Below are 17,282 nucleotides of genomic sequence, written 5' to 3'. Positions count from 1 at the left end.
GCCTGTCGAAGGGGACGACTCGGCTCAGACGGTTGCCGGATCCGCCTCGGTCGCGGGCTCCGGCGCCGACTCAGGCACTCCCCGCGGCATGAACGACACGGCGATGAGCGCCCCGACCGCGACGACGGCCAGCGCGATGAACACGAGGTGCACGGCCGCGGTCAGCTGCGCGGGCGACGGGTTGCCCGCGTTCTCCCCGAGGTTCGCGTTCACGATCGCTCCGAGGACCGCGACGCCCACGGCGCTCCCGATCGAGCGGGCGAAGAGGTTCGTCGCCGTCACGACGCCCCGTTCGCCCCAGCCGACGCTCGACTGCGCGGCGATGAGGGTCGGCGTCGCGACGAGGCCCATGCCCGCGCCGATCACGAAGCAGAACAGTGCCACGAGCCACACGGCCGACTGCGCTCCGATGAGGAGCATGAGGCCCGTGCCGACGACCACGAGGCCCGTGCCGATCATGCCCGTCGCCCGGAAGCCGATCCGCAGGTACAAGCGCCCGCTCTGGGCGGCGGCGATGGGCCAGCCGATCGTGAGGGCCGCGAGAGCGAAGCCGGCAACGAGTGCGCTCGTCCCGAGCACCTGCTGTGCGAACGTCGGGACGTACGAGGACAGGCCCAGCATGATCGCTCCGACGCCGGCGGAGGTGATGCTGCTCGCGACGATCACCCGGCGCTTGAAGATCCACAGCGGCAGGATCGGATGCGACGCGCGCCGTTCCACGAAGACGAAGGCGACGAGCATCGCGAGCGACAGCGCGAAGACGCCGAATCCGAGCGGTGAGTTCCACGCCCAGGCCTGGCCGCCTTCGAGGAGGCCGAGGAGGAGCAGCGTGCTGCCGCCCGTGAGCAGGATCGCGCCCGTGTAGTCGATCCGCTGCTTCGTGCGCTCGAACCGCTCGCGGAAGTTGAGCCAGACAAGCAGGCCGGCGAGGAGGCACAGGGGGATGTTGACGAAGAAGATCCAGCGCCAGGAGATGAAGTCGGAGAACACACCGCCGAGGGTCGGCCCGACGACTGAGGAGATCGCCCACACGCTCGCGATGTAGCCCTGCGCTTTCGCACGTTCCTTCACGGTGTAGATGTCTCCGGCGATCGTGACGGACATCGGCAGGACTGCTCCTGCGCCGAGGCCCTGGAGGAGTCGGAAGGCGATGAGCGAGCCCATGTTCCAGGCGAAGCCGCAGAGGATCGACCCCACGAGGAACAGTCCGATGCCGATGAGCATGATGGGCTTCCGCCCGTACATGTCGGCGAGCTTGCCGTAGATGGGGACGGCGACGGCCTGCGCGAGGAGGTAGATCGAGAACAGCCACGGGAACTGGGCGAAGCCCCCGAGGTCCTTCACGATCGACGGAACCGCGGTCGCGATGATCGTCGAATCGATCGCGACGAGTGCCGTGCTGAGCATGAGGGCGATGAGAATGGGGCCGCGTTCCGAGCGGAATCCGACTCCGCCGACGCCGGGTGCTGCGGTCATTCGTCACGCTCCGATCAGGAGGCGGCAGAAACGTCCTCCAGGGGAGTCAAGGTGCCGGGCACGTCGGGTATTCCGCACTGGCCGGCGATCGAGCCAGGTCCCTCCCGGTCCCTGAGCTTGTCGAAGGGCGCTCAGCCCGCGGCAGAACTCGCTCCGCTCTCGTGATCGGTCTCCGCGCCGCGCTCGATCGGCGTCACCGGCCCGGCGATCCGCGCAGCATCGTCGAGGAGCTCGACCTCGATGCGACTCGGCCGCCCCATCTCCACACCCTGCGTGATGGTGAACCGTTCGCCGCTCTCGGCGTGCCCTCCCGCGAGGAGGTAGCCGGCGAACGCCGCCGCGGCGGAACCGGTCGCCGGGTCCTCGACGACCCCACCCCACGGGAACGGGTTCCGGGAGCGCCATTCCCCGCGGCCGGTTGGCGTGATGAGCTGCATGGTCACCCAGTCCTCGGTGCGGCTGAGGCGGCGCAGCCCGTCGAAGTCGTAGGCGAGTTCCGCGAGCCGCGTCAGGTCTCGGGCGACGAGGATCGGGTGCTGGTTGCCGCTGAAGCCGATGGCCGGCGCGTAGTCGGGGTGGAGGTCGGATCGGCTCCAACCGAGCAGTCCCAAGAGGACGTCCAGGCGCGCCCCGTCGATCGGCGAGCTCGAGATCGGAGGGCTCCGGAACGAACCGACGACGTGGCCGTCGCGTCGTTCCGCGGACACGGTCACCGGTCCGACAGCGGTCTCGATCACGAAGTCCCCGAAACCGAGTTCGCGCCCGAGCGCTGCCGCGAGCGCGATCGTCGCGTGCCCGCAGAACGCGACTTCGCCCTCCGGTGCGAAGTACCGGACGGTGATGGCGGCATCGGCCGTGAGCGGTGACGTGACGAAGACGGTCTCGCTGTAGCCCACATCCGCGGCGATGCGCTGCATCTCCGGCGCGGTCAGGTGCTGAGCGTCGAGGACGACTCCGGCGGGATTGCCGGAATCGGAGTGGTCGGCAAATGACGCGTATCGCTCGACGTCCGTCGTCCCGTGCATGTCAGCTCGCTCCCGAAGGTGGTCGGATCACCCTCCACAGGTGTCAAGACCGGGCCGTCCGCGGGTATTCCGCCGCGACCGGCCTCGCGTTCGCCGTCGCGTTCGCCGTGCCAGAATGTCAGTCATGGCTGCTCCCGTTACCCCGCCTCGTGGCATGCGCGATTTCCTCCCCACCGACAAAGCGAAACGGGAGCACGCGCTCGGCACGATCCGCCGCACCTTCTCCTCCCACGGCTTCGACGAGATCGAGACGCCGATGGTCGAGGACTACGACCGCCTGCACGCAGGGCTCGGCGGCGACAACGAGAAACTCGCCTTCAACATCCTGAAGCGCGGCCTGTCCGCCGACGACGTCGCCGCGGGGTCCGAGGACCAGGCGTCCCTCACCGACCTCGGCCTCCGCTACGACCTCACGGTCCCGCTCGCACGCTACTACGCCACCCACCGGGCGGAACTCCCGCCCGTGTTCCGCTCCATCCAGATCGGGCCGGTCTGGCGTGCCGAGCGTCCGCAGAAGGGCCGCTACCGTCAGTTCGTGCAGTGCGACATCGACATCATCGGTGAAGCGTCGAACCTGGCGGAGGCGGAGCTCATCACCGCCACGATCGCCACGTTCCGGGAACTCGGCATCGAGGGCTGCAGCGTCCGCATCAACGACCGGCGCCTGCTCATCGGCATGCTCGAATCACTCGGCTTCCCCGAGGCGAGTCACGCGCAGGTGCTCATCACGATCGACAAGCTCGACAAGGTCGGTCAGGACGGCGTCGTCGCAGAGCTCCGCGACCGTGGCGTCGACGCTGCTGCCGTCGACGCGCTCGATGCGTTCTTCCGCCGACCGCAGACGATGGAGTTCAACTCCTTCGGCGAGCGGGCGATCCGTAAGGCGCTGCCCGAAGGGGCCGACGACGCGGTCGTGGCGGAACTCGATGCGCTCGGTCGCGCCGTCGCCGCGGCGACCGGTGTCGGGAACGACGCGCCGGGCCCACTCGGCAGCCCGCTCGTCTTCGACCCCTTCCTCGTGCGCGGCATGGGGTACTACACGGGCACGATCTTCGAGATCGCCCACCCCGACCTCGGCTACTCGCTCGGCGGCGGAGGTCGCTACGACGGCATGATCGGCCGGTTCCTCGGTCAGGACGTGCCTGCGGCCGGATCGTCCATCGGGTTCGAGCGGATCGTCGACCTCGTCGAGCTGCCCGTGGACGCCATCGCCGATTCCGTGGTCCTCGTGCACGATCGCGACGTCGCCACCGAGACGCTCGTCGCGCTGAAAGCGGCGCTCGTCGCATCGGGCCGTCGCGTCCGCCTCGAACCGCGGGTCAAGAACCTCAAGGCGCTCCTCGATCGGGTGACCGCGGCGGGGTTCGGGTCCTTCGCCTTCGTCTCCTCCGAGGCGACGCCGGCCGCGCTCGACTCCCTCGAGTTCAAGCCCCTCGCCTGAGCGGCCGCCTCCATCCTCGCCACCGGCTCGCGAGGGGTCGCATATGGTCAGTCTGGCCTCTGACTGACCATTCGTGACACCTCGCGGGCTGAGGCGGCAGGCTGAGCGGCCTGGTATATCAGGTTGCGTTCAGGTCGGTCGGCGAGGATTGCAGCTTCCCCGAACCCAGCGACAGGATCCCCATGACGACGATCGCAGCGCCCAACCGACCACCGGTCAGTGGCGCGCCCGCGAACCGTCGCCGGGTCAGCCGCGCACGCCGACGAGCGACCGGATTCACGCTCGTCGTCGGCATCGTGCTCGCCGTCCTGCTCGGCGCTCACGCGCTCGTTCCGGACATCGCCGGCATCGGGCTCATCTGGGAGAGCGCACTCGTGTGGAGCTGGGTGCTGCTCCCGGTCCTCCTGGTCAGCCTGCTCGTCGCACGGACGCCCGGGGCGGTCGTCGGCTTCCTCGCACCCACGCTCGTGTGGACGCTCATGTTCGGCGGATCCCTCGTGCCGCTCGGCGATTCGCGGGCGGCCGTCGCTGCGGATTCGTCGCTCACCGTCGCGAGCCAGAACCTCGGCCCCAACGGTGATCCCGCCGTCATCGCCGCCGCGCTCGCCGCGAGCGGGGCGGACCTCATCGCGATGCAGGAACTCACGGGGGAGGACCGGGACCCCGTCGAGGGCGTGCTCGCCGCCGACTACCCGCACTCCGTCATCACGGGCACGGTCGGGCTCTGGAGCAAGTATCCGATCGACGACTCGATCGGCCTGAAGCTCGGCCTGGACTGGTACCGAGCGATCAACGCCGTCGTCGAGACGCCGGCAGGACTCGTGAGCGTCTACGTCATCCACGCGGACTCAGCGCGTCCCGGAGCCCATGAGGACCGCGACACGATGCTCGCCCAGCTCGCCGAGGAAGTCGGCACGAACACCCGCGAACACGTCATCGTGATGGGCGACTTCAACGCGTCCCCGTCCGATCGTGCGCTCGCTGCGTTGCAGGCAGAGGTGAAGGAGCCGAACCAGTCCGAGGGTGGGTTCGGGCTCACCTGGCCTGCGGTGGCGCCGTTGATCCGGCTCGACCACGTGTTCGCGCGAGGGCTCGAGCCGACGTACAACGGGGTGCTCGAAGCGTCGGGCAGCGATCACCACGGGGTCGTCGCTTCCTTCGACGTCGCGCGCTGAGCCGGTCCCGGTCGCCGAGCCGTTCCGGTCACTGAGCCGGTCCCGGTCACTGAGCTTGTCGAAGTGCGTCTTGGTCGGACTCACCCTTCGACGGGCCCAGGACCGGGGCTCTGCAGGTGGTCCCGCCCTCGGTCCCTGAGCTCGTCGAAGAGCGGAGGGACCGGAGCCGGTCCCTACTTCGCCGCGAGCAGCGTGAGCGTGTCGACAACGCGGTTCGAGAAGCCCCACTCGTTGTCGTACCAGGCGACGACCTTGATGTGCCGCCCCTCCACACGGGTCAATGCCGCATCGAAGATCGCCGACGCGGGCCGACCGGTGATGTCGCTCGACACGATCGGGTCCTCGGTGTACTCCAGGATGCCGTCGAGCGCTCCGGCGGCGGCGGTCCGGTAGGCATCGAGCACCTGTTCCAGGGTCACGTCGCGTGACACCGTCGTGTTGAGCTCGACGATCGATCCCACCGGAACGGGAACGCGGATCGAATCGCCGGAGAGCTTGCCTTCGAGCTGGGGCAGGACGAGCCCGATCGCTTTCGCAGCACCCGTGGTCGTCGGGACGATGTTGACGCCGGCCGCCCGTGCGCGGCGGAGGTCGCGGTGCGGTCCGTCCTGCAGGTTCTGCTCCTGCGTGTAGGCGTGGACCGTCGTCATGAACCCGTGTTCGATGCCCGCGAGCTCGTCGAGGACGGAGGCGAGCGGTGCGAGGGCGTTGGTCGTGCAGGACGCGTTCGACACGATCGTGTGGAGCTCCGGGTCGTACGCCTCCGTGTTGACGCCGTACGCGATGGTCACGTCGGCACCGGTCGCCGGCGCGCTCACGAGGACGCGCTTGGCGCCGGCCTTCAGGTGGGCGCCGGCTCCTTCGGCGGAGGTGAAGCGGCCGGTGGACTCGACGACGAGTTCGACGTCGAGTTCGGCCCAGGGGAGGTCCGCGGGGTCGCGTTCTGCGAGCACGCGGATGCGGTGGCCGTCGACGACGAGGCTGTCGCCGTCGATCTCGACCGAGCGGCCGAACCGGCCGAGGGAGCTGTCGTAGCGCAGGAGGTGTGCGAGGGTCGCGGGTTCGGTGAGGTCGTTGATGGCGACGACTTCGAGGTCGGTGTCGCGTTCGATGATGGCGCGGAGCACGTTGCGTCCGATGCGGCCGAATCCGTTGACGGCGATGCGGGTCATGAGGGGTGGTTCCTTTCGTCGCCATTCACGTTCGTCGACATCGCGAGTCTCCGGCAGTGGCCGTAGCGACAGTCATCGCAAGGATCGTGCCAAGCCCTGGCGTGATCGGCCCGGAGCCGCCGAGCGCAGCCTGCGCAGCCACACGTGCCCGACGCCGTCGAACCCCTACTCGGAGGGCCGCGCGAAGGTGTGCCGATACTCGCTCGGCGAGGTCCCGAGCACGCGGTGGAAATGCAGCCGCAGGTTGGCGCCAGTGCCCAGGCCGACTCGCGCGGCGATCTGCTCGACGCCCAGATCGCTGCGTTCGAGCAGCTCGCGGGCGAGGTCGATGCGGGCCCGCAGCACCCACTGCATCGGCGTGTAGCCGGTCTCTTCGACGAACCGGCGCGAAAAGGTGCGCGTCGACACGCGGGCGTGCGCGGCGAGATCGGCGACCGAGAGCGGAGTCTCGAGTCGTTCGAGCGCCCAGAAGCGGGTCGCCGCGAAGAACTCCCCGAGCGGCTCCGGGACCGACCGGGGCACGTACTGGGCCTGGCCACCGCTTCGGTACGGGGCCGCGACGAGCCGCCGTGCCACCTGATTCGACAGGGCGACGCCGTGGTCCCGGCGCACGAGGTGCAGGCACAGGTCGACACCTGATGCAGCGCCGGCGGAGGTCAGCACGTCGCCTTCGTCCACGAAGAGCACGTGCTCGTCGACCCTGATCAGCGGGTGCTTCTCCTGGAGGATCTTCGTGTAGTGCCAGTGGGTGGTCGCGCGTTTGCCGTCGAGGAGTCCCGTCGCTGCGAGGGCGAAGGCCCCCGTCGAGATCGCCGCCAGACGGGTGCCGCGCGCGTGCGCTGCGAGCAGTGCATCGACGACTGCCGCCGGCGGATCCTCCCGGGCCGGTTCGCGGTAGCCCGGGATGAAGACCGTGTCGGCCCATTCGAGCGCTTCGAGGCCCTCGGCGACGTGGTAGGCCAGGCCGTCGCCCCCGGTCACGAGCCCGGCGGCCGCACCGCACACGCGCACCTCGTACGGCATGCTCGATCGGGTCGTGAACACCTGTGCCGGGATGCCGACGTCGAGCGGCTTCGCGCCCTCGAGCACGAGGACGGCGACGCGATGGATGGCTCTGGCCACTGCCTGCTCCTCCCGGTTCCGGCTCAGTCGTCGAGGACGGCGTCGAGCGTGTTGCGTCCCATCGCCGCGAACACGGCATCGCCGTCGGACGAGATCGCGAGCGCCGTGCCGATGACGAGGGCCCAGCCGCGGGCGCGCAGCCACGTGGCGGCATCGACGGTTCGTCCCGCTTCGATGGCGCCGCGGAAGATCGCCCGCCCCTCCGCGTCGAAGACGAGCCAGGCTGCGGCGAGGTCCGTCGCGGGGTCTCCAGCGGTGAGGTCCCCGAAGTCGATCACGGCCGACAGCCGCGACTCGGACACGAGCAGGTTCGCGGGGTGCGGGTCGCCGTGGAGCCAGAGCGGTTCGTCGCGGTACGGCGCGGCATTGACGGCCCGGTCCCAGAGCGCGCGCAGCTCCGCGCGGCGGTGGATGCTGTTGTTCGCGAGCTCGTCGAGCCGCGCCACGACGTCCGCTCGGCGGTGCACCAGCGGAACTCCGCGGACGCGATTCGCGGGGGCGTCGGGGGAGGCCGGGCGATGCAGCTGCAGGAAGAACGTGGCGAGGTCCTCGGCGATCCAGCGTCGTTCCGCTCGGCTCGCCGCGGAAGCCGGGCGGCCGGACAGCCAGGGGACGACGCTCCACGGCCAGGGGAACGCATCCGATGGGACGCCGATGCGGTAGGGGACGGGTACGGCCGTCGTGAGGTTCCCCGCGAGGACCGGCAGCCACTGCTGTTCGTGCTCGATGAGGTGCGCAGCGGCTTCGCGACGTGGGATGCGCACCGCGAGGTCTCGGCCGAGCCGGAAGATCTCGTTGTCCCAGCCCGCGTTGACGAGTTCGAGCGGCAGCATCGCCAAGTCGGGATGCTGGGCTTCGAGCAGCCGCCGCACCAGCGCGAGGTCGGTAGCGATGTCCGCTTTCGGTTTCTCCGCCATCGTCCCCCCTCCCGCCCGGTGCTCCGATGCTACTGGGCCGGGTGTCCCGGAGGGGTGTCGGAGATGAATCCTCTGTGCGCGTCCGGCGGATCGATGCGGTCGCCCACTGCCCTCGGGTCGACCCGTCCAGGTCCCGCTCCCGTCGAGTCACTAGACTGTTCGCGGATCGAGGTCGTTCCGTTCCACATCACCAATCCCCACTAGGAGAACACCCGTGGCACTCATCGAGGCAGTAGGCGCTCGCGAAATTCTTGACTCCCGTGGCAACCCGACCGTCGAGGTCGAGGTGCTGCTCGAAGACGGTGTGGTCAGCCGCGCCGCCGTTCCATCCGGCGCATCCACCGGCGCATTCGAGGCGTACGAACTGCGCGACGGCGACAAGGGCCGCTACCTGGGCAAGGGTGTCGAGAAGGCGGTCGACGCCGTTCTCGACGAGATCGGCCCGGCGCTCGAAGGCCTCGAAGCCGACGACCAGCGCCTCGTCGACCAGACCATGATCGAGCTCGACGGCACCGAGAACAAGAGCCGACTGGGCGCCAACTCGATCCTCGGCGCGAGCCTCGCAGTCGCACGTGCCGCTGCCGACTCCGCCGACCTGCCGCTCTACCGCTACGTCGGTGGCGCGAACGCACACGTCCTCCCCGTCCCGATGATGAACATCATCAACGGTGGATCGCACGCCGACACCGGCGTGGACATCCAGGAGTTCATGATCCTCCCGATCGGCGCGTCGTCGTTCAAGGAGGCGCTCCGCTGGGGCACCGAGACGTACCACACGCTCAAGGGCCTCCTCAAGGAGCAGGGCTTCGCGACCGGCCTCGGCGACGAGGGCGGCTTCGCTCCCGACTTCGAGCACAACCGTGCCGCTCTCGACTTCATCGTCCAGGCGATCGAGAAGGCCGGCTTCACGCTCGGCACCGACATCGCGCTCGGCCTCGACGTCGCTTCGTCCGAGTTCTACAAGGACGGCGCGTACCACTTCGAGGGCAAGCAGCTGAACAGCACCGAGCTCACCGCGTACTACTCGGACCTCGTCGCCAACTACCCCCTCATCACGATCGAGGACCCGCTGGCCGAGGACGACTGGGAGGGCTACGCGCACCTCACCCCCGAGCTCGGCTCGAAGGTCCAGATCGTCGGCGACGACCTCTTCGTCACCAACCCGAAGCGTCTCGCGGACGGCATCAAGCGCGGTGCGGCCAACTCGCTCCTCGTGAAGGTGAACCAGATCGGCACGCTCACCGAGACGCTCGACGCCGTCGCACTCGCACAGCGTTCCAGCTACACGACGATCCTGTCGCACCGCTCCGGTGAGACCGAGGACACGACGATCGCCGACCTCGCCGTCGCGACGAACGCCGGCCAGATCAAGACCGGTGCGCCTGCGCGCAGCGAGCGGGTCGCGAAGTACAATCAGTTGCTGAGGATCGAAGAAGAGCTGGATGCGGCCGCGGTCTACGCGGGTCGTAGCGCCTTCCCCCGATTCACCGCCTGAATATCGACACCCTGAAGCTCTTGGGGGTGCCGATCGGCACCCCCAAGAGCTTTCGTCGTTCGCAGGAGGGCACGTCGTGAAGAAACCGCCGATGCCCCAGGCCAGCGGGCCACGCAAGGAGCCGAGGCCCCCCGGATCCGGTGAGAGCGCCGGCGCGTCCTCGAGCCGTGAATCGTCCGCGTCGAAAGCGCCTTCGTCGAAAGCGCCTCCGTCGAAATCGTCCGCGTCGAAATCATCGGCGTCGAAAGCGCCGAAGCAATCGCCCACGACAACCGGTGCAGGTCCCGGCACGCGTCCGATTGGCGGCAGGAACGCCGATGCCGCAGCAGCGGCCGGTCAGAACGGCACGCTCGCGTGGCTTCGCAGCCTGCGCGTCTCCGGGTTCTCGATCCTCCTCATCGGCATTCTCATCCTCGGCGTCATCGTCATCGCTCCGAACCTCAAGACCTTCGTGGAGCAGCGGCAGCAGATCGCGTCCCTGCAGCAGGACGTGCAGCGGAGCCAGGCCGAGGTCGACAAGCTCACCGAGCAGCGTGCGAGGTGGAACGACAAGACCTACGTCATGTCCCAGGCCCGCGACAAGCTCTTCTACGCCCTGCCAGGTGAGGTGAGCTACATCATCGTGAACGACATCGATCCGGCCACGGTGCCCTCGAACAACGCGCCCGTGAGCGACGCACTCGTCCCCACCCAGTCGAACTGGCTGCAAGGGATGCTGTCCTCGCTCGTCGCGTCAGGATTCGCCCCCGCCCCCACACCTTCGACCACGCCGACGGAGCCGCCCGCGCCCGGCTCGACGCAGGCACCCAGCCAGCCCCAGGGATAATGGTCCTATGACCACCCCACCTTTCGGCCCGGTGAGCGAGCAGGACGTCGCGATCGTTTCGGCCCAGCTCGGACGCCCGGCACGCGACGTCGTCGGCATCGCCGCACGCTGCGTCTGCGGTGCCCCGACCGTCGTCTCCACAGCTCCGCGCCTCGCGGACGGCACCCCGTTCCCCACGTTCTACTACCTGACGCACCCGGCCGCGACGGCCGCCGTGTCGTCGCTCGAGGCTACCCAGGTCATGAACGAGTACAACGACCTCCTGCAGGAGGACGAAGCGCTCCTCGCCCAGTACGGCGTCGCGCACCAGGCGTACCTGGCCGATCGCACGTCGATCGCGACCGTCGAGGAGATCGACGGCATCTCCGCCGGCGGCATGCCGACGCGAGTGAAGTGCCTGCACGCCCTCGTCGGGCACACGCTCGCGGCCGGGCCCGGCGTCAACCCGATCGGCGATCTCGCCCTCGAACGAGCCACGTGGAGTCCAGAGGTGTGCGCATGCGCCGACTACGGGGTGTCGACCAGCTGACCGCCCCGCGCCGCACATCCGAGCGGCTCGCGGGGGCGAGGAGGACCGGCGGATCACGCGTGGGGGCGCGTGGCCGAGGCATCGTCGCGCGCGTCGTGGCGGGAGCGTTGGCCGTGCTCGTCTTCGGCTCCGTCGCGAGTCCGGCGCACGCGGACACCGTCCGGGACATGCAGTACTGGTTGAACGACTACGGGTTCACGCAGGCCTGGAACACGACGAAGGGAGCCGGTGTCACCGTCGCCGTCATCGACACGGGGATCGCGAGTGGTCCAGCCGAATTGAACGGCGCCGTCGTCGGCGGAACGGACGTCTCGGGGCTCGGGAGTCCAGACGGCCGCAAACCGGTCGGTGCCGAGGGCAGCAACCACGGAACGCTCGTCGCATCGATGATCGCCGGTCGCGGTCGCAGCCCGGGTGCCGGCGTGATCGGCGTCGCCCCGGAGGCGTCGCTGCTCTCGATCTCCGTCGGTTTCGGTGCGGACGGGTCGAGCGTCACACCGTGGGACGACCAGATCGCCGAAGCCGTCCGCTGGGCCGTCGACAACGGTGCCGACGTCATCAACATGTCGCTCACACGCAACAGCCTCGACTGGCCGGAGAGCTGGGACAGTGCGTTCCTGTACGCGTTCCAGCACGATGTCGTCGTCGTGGCGGCTGCAGGAAACCGGGGGAGCGGGACGACCGAGGTCGGTGCTCCGGCCACGATCCCCGGCGTGCTCACCGTCGCGGGCGTCGACCGGTCCGGCAGTGCGAGCTTCGATGCGTCGAGTCAGGGCATCACGATCGCCGTGTCCGCGCCGAGCGAGCAGCTCGTCGGCGTCACTCCGGAGGGCGGCTACGTCATGTGGCAGGGCACGAGCGGCGCGGCGCCCATCGTGTCCGGCCTCGTCGCCCTCGTGCGCTCCGCTCATCCAGAACTCAGTGCGGCCGATGTGATGCAGCGCGTCACGGCGACGGCGAAAGCGGCCGGATCCAGCACGCCGAGCCCCATCTACGGCTACGGGTTGATCGATGCTGCGAAGGCCGTCACGGCCGATGTGGGACCCGCGACGACGACGCCGGCACAGCAGTTGAGCGACTGGATCACCCTCTACCGGCGGGCCGAGCAGACACCGGACCACCCGCAGAACACACCGACGACGGCTCCGCCGCCGCCCGCCGTCCCACCGGCGCAATCGGTCATCGTGCAGGCCAATCCGTTCCTGCCGACACCGGAGTCGTTGATGTACGTGTCCCTGCCGCTCGCCCTGCTCCTCGGAACTGGTAGCCTTGTAACGCTCGGTGCCATCGGCGCTACCAGGCATTTCAAGCGGGTGCTACGAAAGTGACGCCCTTCCGAACATCTAGTGTCTACGTAGGAGATCGTCCGTCGTGCCCAAAATTCTGATCGTCGGTGGTGGTTACGCCGGGTTCTACACCGCATGGAAGCTCGAAAAGCGGCTTCGCAAGGGTGAGGCCGAGGTCACCATCGTTGACCCGCTGCCCTACATGACCTACCAGCCGTTCCTCCCCGAGGTCGCTGCAGGGTCCATCGAACCGCGCCACGCGGTCGTCGCGCAGCGTCGTCACCTGAAGTCGACCAACGTCATCACGGCGAAGGTCACCGGCATCAACCACGCTGAGAAGACGGCGACCATCACGCCGCCCGTCGGCGAGCCCTGGCAGATCGAGTACGACCAGATCGTCGTCACTGCCGGTGCCGTGTCCCGCACGTTCCCCATCCCCGGTGTCGCCGACGAGGCCATCGGCCTCAAGACGATCGAGGAAGCCGTCGCCATCCGCGACCGCGTGCTCACCAACTTCGACCGTGCCGCCAACCTGCCCGCAGGTCCCGAGCGCGACCGCCTCCTGACCTTCGTGGTCGTCGGCGGCGGCTTCGCCGGCATCGAGGTCTTCGCCGAGCTGCGTTCGTTCGCGAGCTCGCTCATCAAGTTCTACCCGCAGCTGAGCTTCGAGGACACCTCGTTCCACCTCATCGAGGCCATGGGGCGCATCATGCCCGAGGTCACGCTGAAGACGAGCCACTGGGTGCTCAAGAACCTCGCAGAGCGCGGTGCCCTCGTGCACCTCGACACGCAGCTGAAGTCCGCTGTCGGCGGCGTCGTCGAGCTGTCGACGGGTGAGTCGTTCGAGAGCGACCTCATCGTCTGGACCGCCGGTGTGATGGCGAACCCGGGTGTCGTCCGCGGTGGCGACCTGCCCGTCGAGGAGCGCGGTCGCATCAAGACCCGTGCTGACCTCCGTGTCGGCACCGACGAGGAGTTCGTCGAAGGCGCTTGGGCTGCCGGCGACGTCGCAGCCGTCCCCGACCTCACCGGTGGTGGCGTCGGCGGCTACTGCGTTCCGAACGCACAGCACGCCGTCCGTCAGGGCAAGCTGCTCGCGAAGAACATCCTCGCCGTCCTCCGTGGTGAAGAGACCAAGCAGTACGTCCACAAGAACCTGGGCGCCGTCGCTGGTCTCGGCATCGGCATCGGTGTCTTCCAGTCCGGCAAGATCGCGATCACGGGCTTCCCGGCCTGGATCGCGCACCGTGGCTACCACGGTCTCGCCATGCCGTCCTTCGAGCGCAAGTTCCGCGTGTTCTGGGGCTGGTGGAACAACTTCTGGCTGGGTCGCGACATCGTGTCGCTCGAGGCTCGCCAGACGCCGCGCAAGGTATTCGAGGAGTTCGCTTCGCGTCCGAAGCCGCCGGCTGAGGCTGCGCCTGCTGCTGTAGCTCCGGCTGCTGCAGCCGGTGTCGCTGGTGCTGCTGCAGTGGCCGAGAAGCCTGCCGCGGCTGCGAAGCCCGCTCGCAAGGCTCCCGTCAAGCGCACGCCCAAGCCGAAGGTCGCAGCCGCTGACGCTGCTGCCGAGGCGGCTCCGGCTGACGCTGCTGCTCCCGCTGGTGAGGCTGCTGGGTCGGGTGCCGCACCCGAGGACGCTGTCGCGAACCCCGCCGAGTCGGTCGGCGCCAACAAGTAGTCCGCAGCTTTCGCTGTCCGAAACGGCGTCCGTGGTCATCCACGGGCGCCGTTTCGTGTTTCCATGTTCGGTCGCTGAGCCTGCCCGATGTCGTTCGGTCAGTCATCCTGCCGGACCCGCGTGAGGAGTGCCCTGAGACGCGCGCGAACCGGAGCCGCCAGCCCGATGGTGTCGAACGCGTCATCCGTTGCAGCGGCGGTCTGCCGCACGATCCACACGGTCTCTCCGAGCCAGGTCTCGACCTCTTTCGCCGTCCAGGTCGCCTGACGGTCGTGGGTCGGTGCGTGGGATGCGACGCCCGCCATCGCTCGAACTGATTGAGCGTAGTCCTCGGCGACCACGTCCGGCGGGACGCCAGCGTTGCCGAGCAGGAGCGCGCTGACCATCCCGGTGCGATCGCGACCTGCGCTGCAGTGGACGAGGATACCGGTGCGGGCGGTAGCGATCTGCTCGAACGTGGTTCGGACGAGATGGGGCAGGATCCGCAGGTTGTGCGCCCAGTAGGCGGGAGAATCGAGGATCGGGAAGCAGGTCTCGCGGAACTCTGCGTTGTCGTGGTCCTCGGTCGGGGCGTCGATGATCGCTACGCTGGCTTCGCTGGCGATATCGACCCTCGGGTCCGCTGGACGCCGGCCGATTTCATCGTCGCAGCGCAGATCGATGACTGTCTGCAGCCCCCACGATCGGGCCTGCCGCCACCCCGTGTCGGTCAGGAGCTCGCGTCGTGGCCCGCGGGCGATTCGTCCGGGGATGGTTCCTCCGGTCTCCGACAGCGCGGTGGGAAGTTGCCCCAGATCACGGACGTTGTGGATGCCCTGCCAGTCGAGGTCTCGCATCGCCTCACTCTAGGGGACGGCGGCACACGTCCGCCGAGTCGTTGTGCGGTTCATGCTCCTCCCGCATTCTTGACCGCATTGCGATACTGGGGCATGGACTTCCAGGAGATGACGACGAGGGCGCGCGAGGTTCGCGCGCAGTACGCAGGACTCGAGCGAGCGCGGTACGGACGTGCATGGACGGCGGAGGAGCTCATGCTCGGGTTCGTCGGCGACGTCGGCGACCTGGCCAAGCTCGTGCAAGGGAAAGCTGGAGTGCGGACACGGAACGGCCTCGACGAAGCCCTCGCGCACGAGTTGGCCGACTGCCTCTGGTCGGTTCTGTCACTCGCCGACGCTCACGGTGTCGACTTGGAGCTCGCATTCGACCGCACGATGAGGGAGCTTGCGGTACATCTGACAGACGCTGAGGAGGATCCCGAGTCCACCCTATGACGTCAGGGACGTTCCTTTGGAGGAGGGCGAGCTCGCGGGGTAAGCCCGTCACTCGCTCGCCGATGCACAGCAGCTGCCGCCTGCGTGAAGCCGGCTTAGGCCACGGGTGACGGGTAAAAGAGCTGATCATCGCTCCTTTTTGCGCAAGCATCAGTGTCAGTGGTCGATGCGATGATCGTTCCATGTCCAGCAACCCCGTCATCGCCTCCGAGGTCCCCTCGGCTCTGACGGGGCTGCGCGCGGCGGTGGACGGACTCTGCACCGAATGGGATGCGCGGATCGATCCGTTTGTACGCGGAGCCGAGCCAACTGAGCAGCTGGAGTCGATGTCGGACGCAGGTCTGCTCGCGCTGGTCGACGACATCGCTGCCGTCCAGCAGGCGCTCGACGCACGCAAGGCACTCATGGCCGGTGCGATCGCTTCCCGGTCCGGTCCAGAGCGGGGTGACAGCGGCTTGGCCAAGTCACAGGGTCATGCATCGACGGCGGTCTTGCTGTCGGAGCGGTGGCGGGTCAGTCGTGGGCAGGCGAAGGCGCTGTGCGAGGTCGGGACTGCGGTGATGCCCCGTCGCTCGTTCCTCGGTGAGGTTGTGCCCGCGGAGTTCCCGGAGGTCGCATCCGCGATCGAACCCGAGCGGAGGAGTGACGTCTCTGAGCACGGCACCGAGGCACCTGCCCAGTCACGGTTGACACTGGACGGTGCGGCGATCGTCGTTCGGGAGCTGCGGAAGACGGTGCACGCGGTCGGCGTGGAGGAACTGGCGCTGGGGGAGCGGATCTGCGTGGAGCACTGCGCGTTCGCTCCGCTGCACGAAGTGCGGGACATCGCCGGGCAGGTTCGGGATCGGCTGGACCAGGACGGCACGGAGCCACGTGAAGCGCTCCAACGCCAACGGCGTTCCTGCACGATCAGCACTGGACCGGGCGGCATTCTCGACGTTCGACTGCGGTTGGATCCGGAGAGCGCTGCTTGGGTCCAGGGCGGCATCGATGGGATCGTGGGCCGCGAACTGCGTCGTCCACGGTTCGTCCACCGGGAAGCCGAGCAACACGAGGTCGAGGCGGCAACGGAAGGAGAGGCCGCGCCAGGGGTCACGGAGATGCCGGATCCGCGGACGATGGAGCAGCGCCGCGCCGATGCGCTCGTGGACGTGTTCCGGCACGCGGCCGGGTGTTCTGGCGCGGCGCTGGAGTTGGCACCGGTGACGGTCGTGGTCCGGATGGATCTGCAGACGTTGCTCGACGGCGTCGGGACGGCAACGATCGATGGGATGGATCAGCCGATCAGTGCCGGAACGGCCCGTCGGATGGCAGTGGACGCGAGGATCGTCCCGATGGTGCTCGGTGGAGCGTCGCAGCCGTTGGATCTGGGCTACGGGAGCCGATTGTTCAGCCGGGCGCAGAAGCTCGCGCTCGTCGAGCGTGACGGTGGGTGCGCGTGGACCGGTTGCACGCATCCGCCCTCGTACACGGAGGCCCATCACCTCCGATGGTGGTCCAGAGAAGGTCCGACGGACCTCGACAACGGGATCCTGTTGTGCACGCACCATCACCATCGTGTTCATGCCGACGGGTGGGAGATCCGGGTCCGGGATCAGGTTCCCTGGTTCATACCGCCACCGCACGTGGATCGATCCCGCACGCCCCGCCGAGGTGGTCGTATTCGTCTCGATGCAGTCGGATGAGCCTCCCGATCCGGTCACTGAGCATGTCGAGGCGTTGGTCGTTCTGTTCTGGTGAACTCCCACCCTTCGACAAGCTCAGGGACCGGGGTGTCGGCAGCGGAGCCACGAACCATGGCCCTTCGACAAGCTCAGGGACCGGGGAGGCCCGGTCACTGAGCTCGTCGAAGTGGTGTGCGCTTCCGAT

15 protein-coding genes are annotated in these 17,282 nt (G+C 68.5%); 9 read left to right on the top strand and 6 right to left on the bottom strand.

What is annotated here, in order from left to right; translation table 11 throughout:
• Nucleotides 1-24 precede the first annotated feature (24 nt).
• Together ACQ3HB_RS08805 and ACQ3HB_RS08800 are read right to left on the bottom strand one after the other, a co-directional pair.
• A complete protein-coding gene (locus ACQ3HB_RS08805; protein ID WP_430919577.1) occupies nucleotides 25-1,476 on the bottom strand; it encodes an MDR family MFS transporter in 1,452 nt (483 codons plus the stop codon).
• Between the two features lie 131 nt (nucleotides 1,477-1,607).
• Nucleotides 1,608-2,501: a PhzF family phenazine biosynthesis protein gene (locus tag ACQ3HB_RS08800; RefSeq protein ID WP_430919576.1), complete on the bottom strand. Its 894-nt coding sequence runs from the start codon at nucleotides 2,499-2,501 to the stop codon at nucleotides 1,608-1,610.
• Between the two features lie 124 nt (nucleotides 2,502-2,625).
• Here ACQ3HB_RS08800 and hisS point away from each other — a divergent pair, with 124 nt between their 5' ends.
• Both hisS and ACQ3HB_RS08790 read left to right on the top strand, forming a co-directional pair.
• Nucleotides 2,626-3,942, top strand: coding sequence for a histidine--tRNA ligase (hisS, locus tag ACQ3HB_RS08795; RefSeq protein ID WP_430919574.1), 1,317 nt, complete (start codon nucleotides 2,626-2,628; stop codon nucleotides 3,940-3,942).
• A gap of 182 nt (nucleotides 3,943-4,124) precedes the next feature.
• Entirely contained in the window at nucleotides 4,125-5,117 is a 993-nt protein-coding gene (locus tag ACQ3HB_RS08790; protein WP_430919572.1) for an endonuclease/exonuclease/phosphatase family protein, read from the top strand.
• A 173-nt stretch (nucleotides 5,118-5,290) separates the two neighbouring features.
• Here the strand turns inward: ACQ3HB_RS08790 and gap are convergent, their stop codons facing one another.
• The 3 genes from gap to ACQ3HB_RS08775 form a co-directional block, all read right to left on the bottom strand.
• Nucleotides 5,291-6,289: a type I glyceraldehyde-3-phosphate dehydrogenase gene (gene gap / locus ACQ3HB_RS08785; RefSeq protein WP_430919571.1), complete on the bottom strand. Its 999-nt coding sequence runs from the start codon at nucleotides 6,287-6,289 to the stop codon at nucleotides 5,291-5,293.
• A gap of 165 nt (nucleotides 6,290-6,454) precedes the next feature.
• Nucleotides 6,455-7,399, bottom strand: coding sequence for a GlxA family transcriptional regulator (locus ACQ3HB_RS08780; protein WP_430919771.1), 945 nt, complete (start codon nucleotides 7,397-7,399; stop codon nucleotides 6,455-6,457).
• A 35-nt stretch (nucleotides 7,400-7,434) separates the two neighbouring features.
• A complete protein-coding gene (locus ACQ3HB_RS08775) occupies nucleotides 7,435-8,328 on the bottom strand; it encodes an aminoglycoside phosphotransferase family protein (protein WP_430919569.1) in 894 nt (297 codons plus the stop codon).
• Between the two features lie 214 nt (nucleotides 8,329-8,542).
• Here ACQ3HB_RS08775 and eno point away from each other — a divergent pair, with 214 nt between their 5' ends.
• From eno to ACQ3HB_RS08750, 5 genes are all read left to right on the top strand, one after another.
• Nucleotides 8,543-9,823, top strand: a complete 1,281-nt coding sequence (gene eno / locus ACQ3HB_RS08770) for a phosphopyruvate hydratase (protein ID WP_430919567.1) — start codon at nucleotides 8,543-8,545, stop codon at nucleotides 9,821-9,823.
• A 91-nt stretch (nucleotides 9,824-9,914) separates the two neighbouring features.
• Nucleotides 9,915-10,649, top strand: a complete 735-nt coding sequence (locus ACQ3HB_RS08765) for an FtsB family cell division protein (RefSeq protein ID WP_430919565.1) — start codon at nucleotides 9,915-9,917, stop codon at nucleotides 10,647-10,649.
• A 7-nt stretch (nucleotides 10,650-10,656) separates the two neighbouring features.
• The gene (locus ACQ3HB_RS08760) at nucleotides 10,657-11,178 is read left to right on the top strand and encodes a DUF501 domain-containing protein (protein WP_430919563.1); all 522 of its coding nucleotides are present in this window, start codon (nucleotides 10,657-10,659) and stop codon (nucleotides 11,176-11,178) included.
• A complete protein-coding gene (locus tag ACQ3HB_RS08755; RefSeq protein WP_430919561.1) occupies nucleotides 11,148-12,506 on the top strand; it encodes a S8 family serine peptidase in 1,359 nt (452 codons plus the stop codon). The genes ACQ3HB_RS08760 and ACQ3HB_RS08755 overlap by 31 nt, the downstream gene beginning before the upstream one ends.
• 43 nt (nucleotides 12,507-12,549) lie before the next feature.
• A complete protein-coding gene (locus tag ACQ3HB_RS08750) occupies nucleotides 12,550-14,142 on the top strand; it encodes an NAD(P)/FAD-dependent oxidoreductase (protein ID WP_430919559.1) in 1,593 nt (530 codons plus the stop codon).
• Between the two features lie 98 nt (nucleotides 14,143-14,240).
• Here the strand turns inward: ACQ3HB_RS08750 and ACQ3HB_RS08745 are convergent, their stop codons facing one another.
• On the bottom strand, nucleotides 14,241-14,978 hold the full coding sequence (locus ACQ3HB_RS08745; protein ID WP_430919557.1) for a tyrosine-protein phosphatase: 738 nt from the start codon (nucleotides 14,976-14,978) through the stop codon (nucleotides 14,241-14,243).
• A gap of 93 nt (nucleotides 14,979-15,071) precedes the next feature.
• Here ACQ3HB_RS08745 and ACQ3HB_RS08740 point away from each other — a divergent pair, with 93 nt between their 5' ends.
• On the top strand, nucleotides 15,072-15,413 hold the full coding sequence (locus tag ACQ3HB_RS08740; RefSeq protein ID WP_430919556.1) for a MazG nucleotide pyrophosphohydrolase domain-containing protein: 342 nt from the start codon (nucleotides 15,072-15,074) through the stop codon (nucleotides 15,411-15,413).
• A 182-nt stretch (nucleotides 15,414-15,595) separates the two neighbouring features.
• Nucleotides 15,596-17,098 carry an HNH endonuclease signature motif containing protein gene (locus tag ACQ3HB_RS08735; RefSeq protein ID WP_430919555.1) on the top strand — a complete coding sequence of 501 codons (1,503 nt, stop codon included), beginning with the start codon at nucleotides 15,596-15,598 and terminating at the stop codon, nucleotides 17,096-17,098.
• Nucleotides 17,099-17,282 lie beyond the last annotated feature (184 nt).

Origin of the sequence: Plantibacter lichenum (assembly GCF_050587525.1) — a bacterium.
Taxonomy (GTDB): Bacteria; Actinomycetota; Actinomycetes; order Actinomycetales; family Microbacteriaceae; genus Plantibacter.
The sequence above is the reverse complement of the archived record's forward strand: the minus strand, read 5'-3'. Positions and strand labels throughout refer to the sequence as shown.